This window comes from Candidatus Pantoea formicae, from assembly GCF_011752625.1.
GTDB classification, from domain to species: Bacteria; Pseudomonadota; Gammaproteobacteria; order Enterobacterales; family Enterobacteriaceae; genus Pantoea; species Pantoea formicae.
Genome location: NZ_VWXD01000001.1, coordinates 692299 through 706477 on the forward strand (window position 1 = coordinate 692299; position 14179 = coordinate 706477).

The window sequence follows — 14179 nt, forward strand, 5'->3', positions numbered from 1 at the left end:
GTTAACCTACGCATCCAAGCCTAAATTAAGCCTGCCACTCCCGTGACAGGCTTTTTTCTGCGAAGTATTGCACCAAGAAATCAATAAAGACTTTTATGCGCGGCGATTCTGACGTCCGTTGCGTATACACCGCCCAGATATTCGCTTCCTGATACCACTGCGGTAATACATGCACTAATTCCCCCCGTGCCAGATAGGGTTCGACATCCCATGCAGAGCGCAGAGCAATACCGTGCGACTTCAAGGCCCAATTAAGAATAACCTTGCCACTGTTCGATGAATAATGACTATTCAGACGGCACAATATCTTTTGTTCCCCGTCAGTCAGCGGCCAATTGCCAAAGGTACTGTGCTTTTCATTAATGATAAGACAGCTGTGATGAATTAAATCATCCAACGAATTGAGTGGCGCTGATTGGGATAAATAGTCAGGAGATGCGCAGAGAATTCGCCGGTTGGCGGCCAGTTTGCGTGCAATATAGGCGTGATTGAGGTCGTCGCCAACTTGAATATCTACGTCGGTCCCCGACTGCATTAAATCAATTTCTCGGTCGCTGAGGATCAGCTTGATATTCAATGACGGGTGCTGAGAGATAAAGGCGGAGATGGCGTCAGAGAGATAATCCTGCCCAAAACCCATCGAGCAGCCTACTGTCATATCGCCGGTCAGTTCCCCACGCCACTGCCGGAAGTTACTGAGGAAAGCATCCATTTCCTGGAGCACCTGCTGTGCCCCCTCCAACGCCTTCTCACCTTCTGGTGTCAGGCGCATCACCCGGTTGGTTCTGAAAAACAGTCGGGTATCCAGCTGCTTCTCCAAAATAGCAATGCGTTTACTGATATAGGAAGGCGACTGGCCAAGTTCCACTGCGGCGCGCCCAAAACCGTCGTGGCGCGCCACACTGATGAAAACATAGAGGTCTTCGATAGCAGGCCAGCCCTGCAAGGGTTTCTGGACGTTTTTTCCGGCAAGCTCTTGCTTCATGGCATCACACTGTTAACGGGCATCGGAGGGTTATAGCACAGAATCGAGGAAGCCTTGTAGCTGCGCCAGAAACACCTCTGGAATCTCTTCCTGCGGGGAGTGCCCACAAGGCAGTGCTGCCCCCTGCACGTCAACGGCTTTATCCTGCCAGGTCGAAACGACATCGTATAATTGACCCACTGTGCCCTTCTCGCCCCAAAGCAACTGTAGTGGGCAAGCAATACGCTTCTCGCTGTCCTGCGCATCATGTTCTAAATCGATGGTCGCAGCAGCGCGATAGTCTTCACACACCGCATGAATCATCTCAGGTTGCTGATAACAGCGCAGATAATCGTTAAACACCGCTTCTGATGTGGCACCCGGTGTTTTCAACTGTCCGTCGATATGTTTTCTCAGGAAAAATGCCGGATCCTGGCCGATCATGGTCTCCGGCAGCGGATACGGTTGGATCAAAAAGAACCACCAGAAATAGCGTGTGGCAAAGGCTTTATCCGTTTTCGCATACATGGTCGCTGTGGGTGCAATATCAACAAAAGTACAACAGGTGACCTTTTCAGGATGGTCGAGCGCCAGACGGTGCCCAACCCGAGCGCCACGATCGTGCCCCACGAAAGCCACATGTTCCAGTCCCAATGCATCGATCAGCAGGCTGATGTCATCCGCCATGCTGCGTTTCGCGTAGGTAAGATGTTGCTCATCGCTGGCCGGCTTGTCACTGTCGCCGTAACCGCGCAAATCCGGCAGTATGACCTGGTATTTTTTCGCCAACTCTGGCGCAACTTTACGCCATGCCAGATGGTTTTGTGGATGGCCATGCAACATCAGTAAAGGCGAGCCTTCGCCGCCTGTGGCAACACGCAGTGTCACACCATTAGCGAGTTTTACATCCTTTAAAGCAAAACCTTCGATAAACGGTGATGCGCCTCGATCCGTCATTTCACTCATCTTGTTGTCCTTTTACCCGCTGCAACCACGGACGTTGGGCAAAATGCTGTTTTTCGAACTGCGTAATGTCAGGCTCGTACTGCAATGTCCAGTCAACTGCACTGCCTCCACCCAACAACATCTCGCGTTTTAACGCGCTGACCTCAAAGTGCAGTGTTTGATTATTGAAGCAGAGAGTCTGATGTTCCAGCGATATCGTGATTTCATTATGTGCGGCATCGAGAGTCGCTTCGCTCAGTTGTTGATACGCTTCTTCGCTGAGTGTCAGTGTCAGCACACCATTACGTTGGCAGTTGTCGTCGAAGATACCCGCAAAGCTCGTGCCAATAAGGGCACGAATCCCCAGTTGATTCAGTCCCCACACCGCGTGTTCACGACTGGAGCCACAACCAAAGTTGGCGCCTACCAGTAGAAATGCAGCCTGCTCCCAACCGGGTTGATTCAGGATGAAATCAGGATTTGGTGAGCCGTCAGCCAGGAAGCGCAGATCGAAGAATACCCCCCGATCAAGCCCTTGGCGGTCAATGCCCTTGAGGAATTGCTTGGGCATGATGACATCTGTGTCGATATTGGCGGCGGGTAAAGGTGCGATTTTGCCGGTGATACTGTGAAATGCTTCCATTTTAACCCTCTACTGTCATCAAACTGCGAACATCGACCAGATGGCCGGCTAATGCAGCAGCGGCCACCATCGCTGGGCTCATCAAATGCGTGCGAGCCCCCGCCCCTTGTCGGCCGGGAAAGTTGCGATTGGTGCCAGAGGCACAGCGGTCGCCGGGTGCCAAGACATCTTCATTCATTGCAAGGCACATTGAGCACCCTGACTGCCGCCATTCAAATCCGGCATCGATGAAGATGCGGGCTAACCCTTCAGCTTCTGCTTGCTGACGGACTTGAGTCGAACCCGGCACAATGATTCCGCGCACGTGGCGGGCAATTTTACGTTCACCAATCACCGCAGCGGCAGCACGGAGGTCTTCAATTCGGCCATTGGTACAGGAGCCAATAAACGCATGGGTAATGGCGATACTTTCCAGCGGCGTGCCGGGCTCCAGACCCATATATTTCAACGCAGTTTTCAGCGCCTGCTGTTTGATTAAATCTTTTTCCAGTGCGGGATCCGGTACTCGCCCACTGATTGCACTGGTTTGGTCCGGGCTAATGCCCCAAGTGACTTTCGGTTCGAGATTGCTGCAATCCAGGGTCAACGCGCGGTCAAATTTCGCCTCTTCATCGCTGCGCAGCGTAAGCCACTCACTTTTTGCTTGCTGCCACAGATAGCCAGTCGGCATTTGTGGTTTGCCCTCAATATAGGCAAACACCTTTTCATCCGGCGCGATAATCGCTCCGCGTGCGCCTGCTTCAACGGCCATATTACACAGGGTCATGCGCCCCTCCATGCTCAGTGCATCAATGGTTGCTCCGCAGAATTCGATGGCATACCCGGTCGCACCTGAGGCACCAATACGTTCAATCAGCGCCAGAATGATGTCCTTGGCGGAACAACCATAAGGCAGCTCGCCTTCGACCTTCACTTGCATGGTTTTTAATCGGCGATAAATCAGGGTTTGTGTCGCCAGCAAGTGTTCAATTTCGGACGTACCGATACCGAAACCCAGTGCGCCAAATGCACCGTAGGTGGTGGTGTGGCTGTCACCGGCAGCAATCACCATGCCGGGCATCACCAATCCTTGTTCATGTGCGACCACATGTTCAATTCCCTGGCGTGGGTCCATCACATCAAACAGTTCGATACCGAAATGGGCGGCGTTCTGACGGAAATAGTCGACTTGCAACTGGCCACCGGCATCGGTCATGGCTTCATCACGTTCCGGTCTGGTTGGATTCACATGATCCACGTTGAGCAAAATGGTGGCGGGATGGCGCACAGGGCGTTGATGTTCACGCAGGCCACTGAATGCCTGCGGGCTGGTGTATTCATTCAGGATAGACCGATCAATATAGAGCAACACATGCCCTTCATCGTCCAACTTACGTACGACATGCTGATCGATCAGTTTTTCATACAGTGTTTTGTTAGCCATGCGATTGCCCACATAAAGTATTAACAAGTCATTAGAGACATTAGGGTAATACAGAAGCAGGCGAGTTAATGAACACGATACGTGATGTAATGATCTATGAAATGTAACTTATGGGCGACTAACCAGCCGCCCCTGAGTTAATGGGAAGAAATCAGACGTTCAAAACGATAAGGCGTGGGATCGATGAGCGGTGGATGCCCAGTCACCAAATCGGCAGCTAACTGCCCTGCAGCCGGTGATGTGCCAAAACCGTGGCCTGAAAAACCAGTGGCCAGCGTTAATCCCGGCATTGACGCCACAGGGCCAATCACCGGGTTGGAATCTGGCGTCACATCAATGACGCCCGCCCATGACTCAGCCATGACGGCTTGCTTAAACACCGGCCAGGCGGCACTGAGATTACTCATCGCTTCCCCGTTCAATGCCGGATTAGCCAGTGGGTCGAGTGTACGGACTTTTTCAAAAGGTGTGCGTCGATCGTTGCGCCAGCGACGTGCCATCGCCAGATCCTTAAGGAAATATTTGCCCAGTGAAATTCGCAAGTTGTCGCGGGCATGGCGTAATTGGGGCATATAGCGCGTCCCAATTAACAAATGATCAAGCGTCAAGGGGGCGTCTAGCGCACCGCGTTGCGTGATGATGAAACCGCCATCCTGATGCTGACGGAATGAAAAATCTGGCGCACCCACCGCGATGTTGGCGGGTCCTTGCAGCGGTTTGGTACGCATGACCGAGCAAATCAGTGGCAAGGTTGGCAAATTAATGCCGAGATTGCCGAGGAAGCGACGTGACCAGGCACCGGCAGCGAGTAACACCTGATCGCAACGAATCTCACCGCGCTCTGTTACCACGCCACTGACCTTGCCGTTGCTGGTGGCTAAACCACGCACAGCACAGTGCTCAATGATAATCGCGCCCTTTGCCATGGCCGCTTTAGCAATGGCGCTGGCTGCGAGCGTGGGTTCTGCACGTCCATCAGAGGCGGTAAAAATACCGCCCGCCCATTTTTCCGCGCCACCGGGCACGCGCATCGCAATCTCGCTATTGCTGAGCAGTCGGGTGTCCAGTCCAGCGGCGTTCACGCCCTTTAGCCAGTTTTCATGCATTGCCATCTGCTTTTCATTGCGAGCAATAAACATGATGCCGGCCTGACGGTAGCCCACATCGCTTCCCACACGCATGGCCATCTGCGCCCATAAACGGTCAGCGGCCTGGGCCAGAGGGATATCCTCCAGCGCACGGCTGGTTTTACGGATCCAGCCCAAATTGCGTGATGACTGTTCACCCGCGATACGCCCTTTTTCCAGCACCACCACCGGAATGTTGCGCTCCGCGAGCGTTAGCGCGGCCGTTAACCCTACAATGCCACCGCCAATGATCACTACAGTGGTGGCATCTGGCATCATTGGCGAGGTGGTCACTGGCGTAATAACAGGTGCCATAGCATCTCCCGCCCTTACAGGGCTACGGTAATTTCCTGAACCTCGGCTTTACCCGCGCCGCGGTATGCTGTGACTTCCAGTTCGACTTTGTAGACGGTCGAGCCCAGTGGCGGGCACGTCACGGTCGAGGCTGGATTAATACCGCGGAACTTCTCGCCAATGATCGCCATCACGGTGGGAACATCATCCGGGTTCTGAATAAAGACGCGCGAACACACCACATCCTGCAGTGAAGCATCAATTGCCGCTAAGGCCGCTTCGATATTGGCAAATACCTGTAAGGTCTGTTCACGCAAATCAGCGGGAATTTCTTTGGTTAGCGGGTTGCGTCCTGCGGTGTTGGAGACATAAATCCAATTATCGACTGCCACAATACGTGAATAACTGGCTTGCTCTTCAAACTTGGAACCGGTTTTAACTTTGATGATATGCGTCATTATGTGCTCTCTTTTAATGGGTTGGTTAGCTTAAAACGGGTGTTTCCCAAAGGTTGAGCTTCACGCCGATGCCTTTCTCAATCGCATTGCGATACAGCACCGTGCCCCATGCCACGTCTTCAACCGGCATACCCCCGACTGACATGATGATGATCTCTTGATCGTTTTGACGTCCGGGCGCATCACCGGCGACGATCTTGCCGATGTCTTCCAACTGCTCAGCTTGCAGCTGTCCCTCGGCCACCATATCCATGAAGCGCACTCCGATAATCGGAATGGTGCGATGCGCAGGTTTCGGCACCTCTTCAAACCAGGCGTGATATAAGCCCGTGTTATCCAGCACCTTGCGGACGTCCGGCTGCTCCATGCCTTCGTCAATGTTGCACAATGCAGGCATCGCCAAAAACGCTCCCTCTTTGACCCATTCACGCTTCACCAATGGATAAGTATTAGGGTCACCGACTTCACCAGAGCTGCAATAAGTGACAATGTCACTCCCGCGAACGACCGCCTCTAACGTATTTACAATCTCGACGTGCTTGATTTGTGGATAGGTTTCTTGCACCCAGGTCAGGAAGTTATCGAGGCTCCGCTGCCCACGCCCTTTGACTTTAATGGTGTCGATATGCGGACATACGGCGATGAAAGCGGCTACGGCGGTCTTGCCCATCACACCCGGTCCCAACAGACCAATTACCCGCGAATCTTTACGTGCCAGATGGCGTGCTCCCACGCCAGGCACAGCACCGGTACGATACGCGGACAACAGGTTGGCGGACATGTGCGCCAGAGGGGCGCCAGTATCAGCATCATTCAAGGTGAACATCAGAATCGAGCGTGGCAGACCCTTTTCACGGTTAGCGATGTTGGAGCCGTACCACTTCACACCTGCGGTACAGAAATTGCCGCCCAAATACGCGGGCATCGCCATCATGCGGCGGTCAGCAGTGGGTTTTGGCATGGTTGGAAACGGTGAGTTTTCCGGGAAAGTTACCATTGCACCATGCGAGTCATTATTCGCGCCAGCCATACGATAGTCGCCGTGATACAGCAGCCCAAACATCTCTTCCATGGTGTCCACACAGGCGGACATATCGGTCACGCCTGCACGAATCATGTCTTGCTCCGACAGGTAAATAAAATCGATCCGGGTTGAATCACTCATAGGTCGCCTCTTCAATCAGTCTTTTGGTCGATATCCCGCTGTCGCGAAAATTGCCATATATAGCGATGTCACAGGCTTACATCGTCGTATTAACGGGGTTTTTCGCTGTGTGAAATAGAAATAACGCGTCAGATGTCCGGCTGTATTGAATATTTGCGACATGGCGAAACGCAGGCGTGGCACAACGATTGCATTACTCAGGATCTATCTCGCCCGTTGCGGAGCACGCCATGACACAACTCCCTTTGTATCGCCACAGTGGTTTCCAGCCCGAGCAACCTTGGTTTGTGCTCAATGCCGCACGACACTATTCAGTGATCGCATCGGATAACCCGGCGATTTCACATTTCTACAGCTTTGAAGTGGCGCAGAATGCCTGCATGACGTTGGCAATACCGGATGGTTGTGTGGATATCGTATTTGATTGCGATGCCCAATATCCCCGTGCGCGCGTATGTGGTACGACGCTGGAGGCGCGAGGCGCTGATATGCATCACAATCATCACTATTTTGGTGTGCGTTTTGCGCCGGGCATCATTCCCGATTTCCTGGACGTAATGGCGGAGGAGATACCCGATCGCGAGTTCAGTTTTCTCGATGTGGTTCCCGATGCGCGCTTAGCGTTCGAACAGATTGTGCAAGCGCGTGATTTTGCCCGCCAGATTGCGTTATTCAACGCTTACTTTACGCCGCGTCTGGTGCGCAAGGCCTCGTCGGTAACGTCAATGATTATTCAGACAATGCGTCAGTTGCATGGCAACATTCGCATCGATCAGTTGGAAGCGCTGACCGGATATACCTGCCGCACTATTCAGCGCCAGTTTCGCCAAGATACCGGCATGTCGCCCAAAGCATTTAGCCGTATTTTGCGGTGCCAATCTGCCATTAACAGCATCCATTTAAGGCAGGATCTGTCGTTTAGCGATTTGGCATTTGATCTTGGTTTCAGTGACCAATCCCACTTTCTGCGTGAATTTAAAAAATTCGTGAGCACCACGCCCTGTGACTATCAGCGCCGTATTACTGATGATGACTATTTCCATCGTCTGCAGTTTCACTAAGCACTAAAAGAGTGCAGTGTTGCACTGTGACCCTGTCCGATATTTTCTATCCGGCAGCCTCGGAGCTGAGAAATGATGCCGCTACGTTACCTGCCTCAGGCGGCATAGACTGCCTGGGAAATTTCTTTTAGCGGTTGAGGGCATTGGCGATGAATACGGATTCCGGCTTACGCAAAAATACGTTGGGTTTGTTTTCTCTGGTCTTTTTTGTCGTCGCGGCAGCTTCACCGCTGACCGGCGTGGTGGGTGGTTTACCGGTGGCCATTATCTCCGGCAACGGTGGTGGCGTTCCGGTGTTCTATATTCTGTCCTGCATCATTCTGATGTTGTTCGCGGTGGGTTTTATTGCCATGAGCCGTCACGTGAATAATGCCGGCGCATTTTACACTTACATCTCGAAAGGCATGGGGGAAAACTGGGGAGCTTCAGCCTCGGTGCTGGCCGTTATGGCCTATATTTCCATTCAGATTGCGATTGTGGCGATGCTAGGGTTCTTTACACAACTCTTCATTGAAGAGCATTTTTCCACCCATATTCCTTGGTGGGCGCTCAGCATGCTATTCGTATTAATCTGTTGGATGCTAAGTATTAAACGCGTTGAAGTTGGCGGAAAATTACTGGGCGTATTAATGTTGGCTGAGGTGGCTATCGTGTTGTTAACCGATGCCATGCTGTTAATCAAAAAAGTCGGGCCTTATACCTTTCAATCCTTTGAGTCTTCGGTATTTATGCAGGGCAATCTGGGCATTGCGTTTATTTTTACCATCGCGGCCTTTATTGGTTTCGAATCCACCGCCATTTATGCGGAAGAGTGTCGTGATCCGCATAAAACCGTACCCCGTGCGACAGTTTGCGCATTGCTACTGATTACCGCCTTCTTTTGTTTCACCAGTTGGTCACTGGTGCAGGCCTACGGATTCGACCAGATTGTGGCCATTGCCAGCAAAGATCCCGGCAACTTCGTTTTTAATATCACCAGGCAGTACGTCGGACAATGGGCAGTTGAAACCATGTCCGTATTATTGATTACCAGTTTGTTTGCAGCTGCGTTGGCCTTTCATAACAACATCTCACGCTATCTCTTCAGCATCAGCCGTGATGGATTGATTTGGAAAGAGCTGTGCAAAACACATCCCACCAACGGTACACCGCATAATGCCAGCCATGTTCACAGTGTCATTATGCTGATGCTGCTCGCTGGCATGGGCAGCGCTGGGTTGGATCCTATGATTCATATCTTCGCCATTGGCTCGGCAGTGGCAACGTTGTGCATCCTGATCTTGCAATTAGGCGTCTCGGCCGCAGTGATATTGTTCTTCCGTCGTATAGAGAGCAGCAATAGCCGTTTTACCGTGTTCTGGGCACCGCTGCTTTCCATGATATGTATGACTATCACCATTATTTTGGTGGTGAATAATCTACAATCTTTAAGCGGCAGCGATTCGAGTATCGTTAAGTGGATTCCCTGGTTTATTGCAGGTTGTGCGCTAGCAGGCTATGGCATGTCGATGAAACGCGGCGTTAAAGTCCGCGCCTAAAAAAACAAACGCTTGCTGGATAAAATCTTAACATCAGTAAGCGTTTTATTTGACCTAAGTTACGTTGCCAGATATAAAGAATAACCGCGTTGGATAAACGGCTATATATCCCTACTTTTCTCTTTCCAGCCTAAAATCTCTTCACATTGCTTTTATGTAAGTTAAGTAATTAACACCAATACTTTATTAACTAAAAACAAGTTAATCTTTTCGTAACAATCTTTTAATTTGCAAACCGAATTTTTAACGTTCACCTGCAAAGTATAAAGATCAGGATCAGAATGACTCACACTAAAAATATCGTACCTGCCCTTAGCCTGGCAGCACTGCTTGTCTCTTCAGTGGTTCACGCTGAAAACGCACCAGAAAAAACCGATGTACTGCTGATTGGCGGTGGCGTCATGAGTGCTTCACTGGGCACCTGGCTGCAAGAGTTACAACCGGGCTGGAAACAGCTGATGGTTGAGCGTCTGGATGGCGTGGCACTGGAATCCTCTAACGGCTGGAACAATGCCGGTACCGGTCACTCTGCTAACATGGAGCTGAACTACACGCCAGAGCGTGCAGACGGTTCAATCGACGTTAGCAAAGCGCTGGAAATCAACGAAGCCTTTATGATTTCCCGTCAGTTCTGGACTGCGCAGGTACAGCGCGGTGTGATGCACGATCCGCGTTCGTTCATCAACTCTACGCCACACATGAGCTTTGTCTGGGGCGACAAAAACGTCGAATACCTGACCAAACGTTATGATGCGTTGCAGAAAACCACTCTGTTCCAGGGCATGAAGTTCTCTACCGATCACAAGCAGATCGAGCAGTGGGCACCTCTGGTGATGGAAGGTCGTGACCCGAATCAGAAAGTGGCCGCTACCTGGACGCCTGTCGGCACCGACGTGAACTACGGCGAAATCACCCGTCAGCTGATCGGCAGCCTGAAGAAAGATCAGAACTTCAAGCTGGAAACCTCATCTGAAGTGACCGACTTCAAGCGTAACAGCGACAACTCCTGGCATGTCACCATCAAAGACGTGAAGAGCGGCGAGAATCGCGCCGTTGACGCGAAATACGTGTTCATTGGTGCGGGCGGCGCAGCCATCAAACTGCTGCAGAAAACCGGCATTCCAGAAGCAGATAACTACGGTGGCTTCCCGGTCGGGGGTTCTTTCCTGATGACGGAAAACCCAGAGATTGCTAACCGCCACCTGGAGAAAGTGTACGGTCAGGCTTCTGTCGGTGCGCCTCCGATGTCTGTTCCGCACATTGATGCGCGTAACCTCGACGGTAAACGCGTGGTGCTGTTTGGGCCGTTCGCGACCTTCTCAACCAAATACCTGAAAAACGGCTCGCTGTTTGACCTGCTGAGCGCGACTACCACCAGTAATATCATGCCAATGACCCACGTCGGTATTGATAACTTCGATCTGGTGAAATACCTGATTGGTCAGGTGATGCTGAACGACGACGATCGCTTCGCCGCGCTGAAAGAGTACTATCCAAATGCGCGTAAAGAAGACTGGAAACTGATCCAGGCAGGTCAACGTGTTCAGATCATCAAGAAAGATGCCGAGAAAGGTGGCGTACTGAAATTGGGTACCGAAATCGTGACCGATCAACAGAAAACCATTGCCGCGTTACTGGGTGCATCACCGGGTGCCTCTACCGCTGCGCCAATTACGCTGGATGTGATGAAGAAGCTGTTCCCAGAGCAGTTCGCTTCACCAGAGTGGCAAGAGAAGATCCGCGCGATCATCCCAAGCTTTGGCCAGAAACTGAACGGCAACACTGCACTGACCCAGCAGGTATGGGACAACACCGCAGAGACACTGCAGTTGACCAAACCGCCAGTGATCAACATGGGTGAGCAGTCAGTGGCACCGACGCAAGCGAAACCGCGTGCTGAGTCTGCGAAGCAGGACATGGCGCTGTAATCACTACGCACGAATGATTGAAGCAAAGCCGGACAATGTCCGGCTTTTTTATTTGCGCGTGACGAAATCATGACCTGTGTTACCCCATCCCCAAACCAACGCTTGCCGTGCATGCGCCACTCGCAGTTGCCGCAGAGCGCTAGGTATTTCGTCGTAGAAGACGGCAATCTGGTGACGGGCCAAAACCCAGCAAGCTCTGAAGATGTGGCGAAGGCCCTGCTGCTGCAATTAGCGGCGCAGCGCACATAAGCATCATCTAGCCGTGATAGCGCACCGCTTCCAGTAATTTCGTAAAGGCGGCAGTGTGCTGTTTTCGGCTGGGGTAATAGAGATAATAACCACTAAAGGGTTCACTCCAGTCCTGCAATACGCGCCGTAAACGCCCGGCTTCAATATGCTGACGGACTGCGTCCTCAGGCACGCAAGCGATACCCATACCAGAAAGTGCGGCATCAATGCGTGAAGCCAGATTATTGAATACCAGTTGCCCTTCCACTTTGACGCGAATTTCTTTGCCGTCTTTGGTGAATTCCCAGTTATATAACCCACCTAAGGTTGGCAATCGCATATTAATGCAGTTGTGGTTTTGCAATTCGTAAGGGGTTTTAGGCATTCCATGCTCGGCGAAATAGGCGTCGGTAGCGACAATCGCCATACTCCAGTCTGGCCCAATACGCACCGCTACCATATCCTTCTCAACTTGCTCTCCCAGGCGCACCCCGGCATCAAAACGACCACTTACGATGTCCCTCAGCGTGTTGTCGACCGAAAGCTCCACTTTCACATCGGGATATTGCAACAAGAACGGTTTAAGCAGTGGCCACAAGGTGGTAGACAGCGCATGCTCACCGGCCGTAATGCGGAGGGTTCCAGTGGGCTGACCTTGATTTGCTACCAGGTCTTGCAATGCTTTTTCAATATCAATAATCATCGGTTCGACGCTTGTGATCAGCTGCTCACCGGCTTCCGTCGCCGCAACGCTGCGCGTGGTACGCGTTAACAGGCGGGTATTGAGCCGCTCTTCTAAACCGCGTATCGCATGACTCAATGCCGATTGCGAAACACCTAGCTTTGCCGCCGCGCGCGTGAAACTTTGCTCACGTGCCACCACCACCAGATAGGTGAGATCGTTAAAGTTTTCCCTCAGCATCGCTGTCTCCTGTGAACATGACTTTCACCAGACTAATGAATTTTACTCATAGGTTCTAGCGCATTATCGCCCCTAATCTTCGCGGCTTGGCTTTGTTAGAGTGACGTCCACATTAACGGTGCCAATAAAATGATTTTGCTATCAACGAAATCTTTTTGCACCCAACACGCAGACACTGTCATCGACAGGCAGGCTTTTCACTTTTGCACACGCTAAAGGCTCTATGGATATCAAAACCGCCACGCATCCCCCTGATTTGAAAACCGGCATCGCTTTTATCGTTATTCTTAGCGCGTTGATGGCATTCACCTCGCTCTCGACGGATATTTATCTTCCGGCTATGCCAGTCATGTCTGCCGCGCTACACGGCGATTCTGAGTTGACGGTCACCGGATTCCTGATCGGATTTGCGATTGCGCAATTAATTTGGGGACCGATCAGTGACCAGCTAGGACGAAAAAAACCACTGTATATCGGTATGATCATCTTTGCTGTAGGTTCCGCAGGCTGTGCCCTTTCCACTGAGATGTCTCAGATTGTTTTCTGGCGAGTGGTGCAAGCTGCTGGTGCCTGTACGGGGCCGATGCTGGCACGCGCAATGATTCGCGATTTGTTTACCCGAACACGAGCCGCACAGATGCTTTCGACGCTGATCATTGTCATGGCCATCGCCCCGATTGCGGGACCTCTGCTGGGTGGACAAATCATACGTTATTCACAATGGCCGACGATTTTTTGGTTTTTGACCATTGTGGGGATATTCATGTTTTGCTCTCTGTTGTGGCTACCTGAAACGTTACCGGCGGAGAAACGTGTAGAGACATCACTGGGGCACGCCTTTTCTCATTATCGTGCTTTGCTACAAAATAAGAACTTCATGCGTTTTACATTGTGTGTGACATTTTATTATGTCGCCGCTTATGCCTTTATCGTCGGCTCACCAGCGGTCTATATCAGCTATTTTGGCATTGATCCGCAACATTATGGTTGGCTGTTTGCGATTAATATCGTTGGCGTGGTGGCTATCAGTACGGTGAATAAAAAGCTGGTGCAACGCGTCAGGCTGGAAACATTGCTAAAAACAGCCTCCTTTGTCGCCGCAATAATGACGCTGGTGATGTGTGTGATGTTGAAAACCCACCCAACGGCCATTGCTGCCCTGGTCATCTGCATTTTCATTTTCTTCTCGATGAATGGCATTATTGCAGCTTCTGCAACGGCGGCAGCACTGGATGCGGTGCCGAATGCAGCCGGTTCGGCCTCTGCTCTGATTGGTTCTCTGCAGTACGGCAGCGGGATAATTTCTTCACTGTTGCTGGCGTGGCTGAGTAATGGCACTCCTTGGATTATGGTCGGCATTATGACGGTGTTTACCCTGCTGAGTTTTCTTATCACCTTGGGTCGCAATAAACCGCACGCAGAAATGGCACAAATTTAAACAACAGATGAATCATTTATTACCGCACTAAACATTTGGTGCGGT

Annotated in this window: 12 protein-coding genes and 1 pseudogene; 5 read left to right on the top strand and 8 right to left on the bottom strand. The window is 51.5% G+C overall.

Annotated features, from left to right (window positions below; all coding sequences use genetic code 11):
- Positions 1–25: 25 nt before the first annotated feature.
- The 7 genes from F3J38_RS03380 to F3J38_RS03410 form a co-directional block, all read right to left on the bottom strand.
- Positions 26–985 carry a LysR family transcriptional regulator gene (locus tag F3J38_RS03380; protein ID WP_167135071.1) on the bottom strand — a complete coding sequence of 320 codons (960 nt, stop codon included), beginning with the start codon at positions 983–985 and terminating at the stop codon, positions 26–28.
- A 30-nt stretch (positions 986–1015) separates the two neighbouring features.
- On the bottom strand, positions 1016–1930 hold the full coding sequence (locus tag F3J38_RS03385) for an alpha/beta fold hydrolase (RefSeq protein ID WP_167135073.1): 915 nt from the start codon (positions 1928–1930) through the stop codon (positions 1016–1018).
- Positions 1923–2552, bottom strand: coding sequence for a 3-isopropylmalate dehydratase small subunit (gene leuD, locus F3J38_RS03390; RefSeq protein ID WP_167135075.1), 630 nt, complete (start codon positions 2550–2552; stop codon positions 1923–1925). Before leuD ends, F3J38_RS03385 begins: the two co-directional genes overlap by 8 nt.
- Before the next feature lies 1 nt (position 2553).
- Positions 2554–3975 (bottom strand): 3-isopropylmalate dehydratase large subunit, encoded by a 1422-nt coding sequence (gene leuC / locus F3J38_RS03395; RefSeq protein ID WP_167135077.1) that lies wholly within the window; start codon positions 3973–3975, stop codon positions 2554–2556.
- Between the two features lie 137 nt (positions 3976–4112).
- A complete protein-coding gene (locus F3J38_RS03400; protein ID WP_167135079.1) occupies positions 4113–5417 on the bottom strand; it encodes an NAD(P)/FAD-dependent oxidoreductase in 1305 nt (434 codons plus the stop codon).
- A gap of 14 nt (positions 5418–5431) precedes the next feature.
- Positions 5432–5854 (bottom strand): RidA family protein, encoded by a 423-nt coding sequence (locus F3J38_RS03405; protein WP_084931406.1) that lies wholly within the window; start codon positions 5852–5854, stop codon positions 5432–5434.
- Between the two features lie 25 nt (positions 5855–5879).
- Complete coding sequence (locus tag F3J38_RS03410; RefSeq protein ID WP_167135081.1) at positions 5880–7019, bottom strand: ornithine cyclodeaminase family protein; 1140 nt, start codon at positions 7017–7019, stop codon at positions 5880–5882.
- Positions 7020–7249: 230 nt separating this feature from the next.
- Here F3J38_RS03410 and F3J38_RS03415 point away from each other — a divergent pair, with 230 nt between their 5' ends.
- From F3J38_RS03415 to F3J38_RS28440, 4 genes and pseudogenes are all read left to right on the top strand, one after another.
- Positions 7250–8080, top strand: coding sequence for a helix-turn-helix domain-containing protein (locus F3J38_RS03415; protein WP_167135082.1), 831 nt, complete (start codon positions 7250–7252; stop codon positions 8078–8080).
- A gap of 149 nt (positions 8081–8229) precedes the next feature.
- Entirely contained in the window at positions 8230–9618 is a 1389-nt protein-coding gene (locus F3J38_RS03420) for an APC family permease (protein ID WP_167135084.1), read from the top strand.
- Between the two features lie 281 nt (positions 9619–9899).
- Positions 9900–11546, top strand: coding sequence for a malate dehydrogenase (quinone) (gene mqo, locus F3J38_RS03425; protein ID WP_167135086.1), 1647 nt, complete (start codon positions 9900–9902; stop codon positions 11544–11546).
- A gap of 147 nt (positions 11547–11693) precedes the next feature.
- Positions 11694–11795 (top strand): annotated as a pseudogene (locus tag F3J38_RS28440) (type 1 glutamine amidotransferase domain-containing protein); the annotation flags it as partial.
- A 7-nt stretch (positions 11796–11802) separates the two neighbouring features.
- Here F3J38_RS28440 and F3J38_RS03435 read toward each other — a convergent pair.
- Positions 11803–12696 (bottom strand): LysR family transcriptional regulator, encoded by an 894-nt coding sequence (locus F3J38_RS03435; protein ID WP_167135088.1) that lies wholly within the window; start codon positions 12694–12696, stop codon positions 11803–11805.
- 223 nt (positions 12697–12919) lie between these two features.
- On the opposite strand from F3J38_RS03435, the gene F3J38_RS03440 reads away from it, so the two are divergent.
- A complete protein-coding gene (locus F3J38_RS03440; RefSeq protein ID WP_167135089.1) occupies positions 12920–14134 on the top strand; it encodes a multidrug effflux MFS transporter in 1215 nt (404 codons plus the stop codon).
- The last annotated feature ends 45 nt before the right edge of the window (positions 14135–14179 follow it).

Coding starts and splice junctions, on each gene's coding strand:
- F3J38_RS03440 (WP_167135089.1), top strand. CDS start 12,920: ATGGATATCAAAACCGCCACGCATCCCCCTGATTTGAAAACCGGCATC.
- F3J38_RS03415 (WP_167135082.1), top strand. CDS start 7,250: ATGACACAACTCCCTTTGTATCGCCACAGTGGTTTCCAGCCCGAGCAA.
- mqo (WP_167135086.1), top strand. CDS start 9,900: ATGACTCACACTAAAAATATCGTACCTGCCCTTAGCCTGGCAGCACTG.
- F3J38_RS03410 (WP_167135081.1), bottom strand. CDS start 7,019: ATGAGTGATTCAACCCGGATCGATTTTATTTACCTGTCGGAGCAAGAC.
- F3J38_RS03405 (WP_084931406.1), bottom strand. CDS start 5,854: ATGACGCATATCATCAAAGTTAAAACCGGTTCCAAGTTTGAAGAGCAA.
- leuD (WP_167135075.1), bottom strand. CDS start 2,552: ATGGAAGCATTTCACAGTATCACCGGCAAAATCGCACCTTTACCCGCC.
- F3J38_RS03420 (WP_167135084.1), top strand. CDS start 8,230: ATGAATACGGATTCCGGCTTACGCAAAAATACGTTGGGTTTGTTTTCT.
- F3J38_RS03435 (WP_167135088.1), bottom strand. CDS start 12,696: ATGCTGAGGGAAAACTTTAACGATCTCACCTATCTGGTGGTGGTGGCA.
- F3J38_RS03385 (WP_167135073.1), bottom strand. CDS start 1,930: ATGAGTGAAATGACGGATCGAGGCGCATCACCGTTTATCGAAGGTTTT.
- F3J38_RS03400 (WP_167135079.1), bottom strand. CDS start 5,417: ATGGCACCTGTTATTACGCCAGTGACCACCTCGCCAATGATGCCAGAT.
- leuC (WP_167135077.1), bottom strand. CDS start 3,975: ATGGCTAACAAAACACTGTATGAAAAACTGATCGATCAGCATGTCGTA.
- F3J38_RS03380 (WP_167135071.1), bottom strand. CDS start 985: ATGAAGCAAGAGCTTGCCGGAAAAAACGTCCAGAAACCCTTGCAGGGC.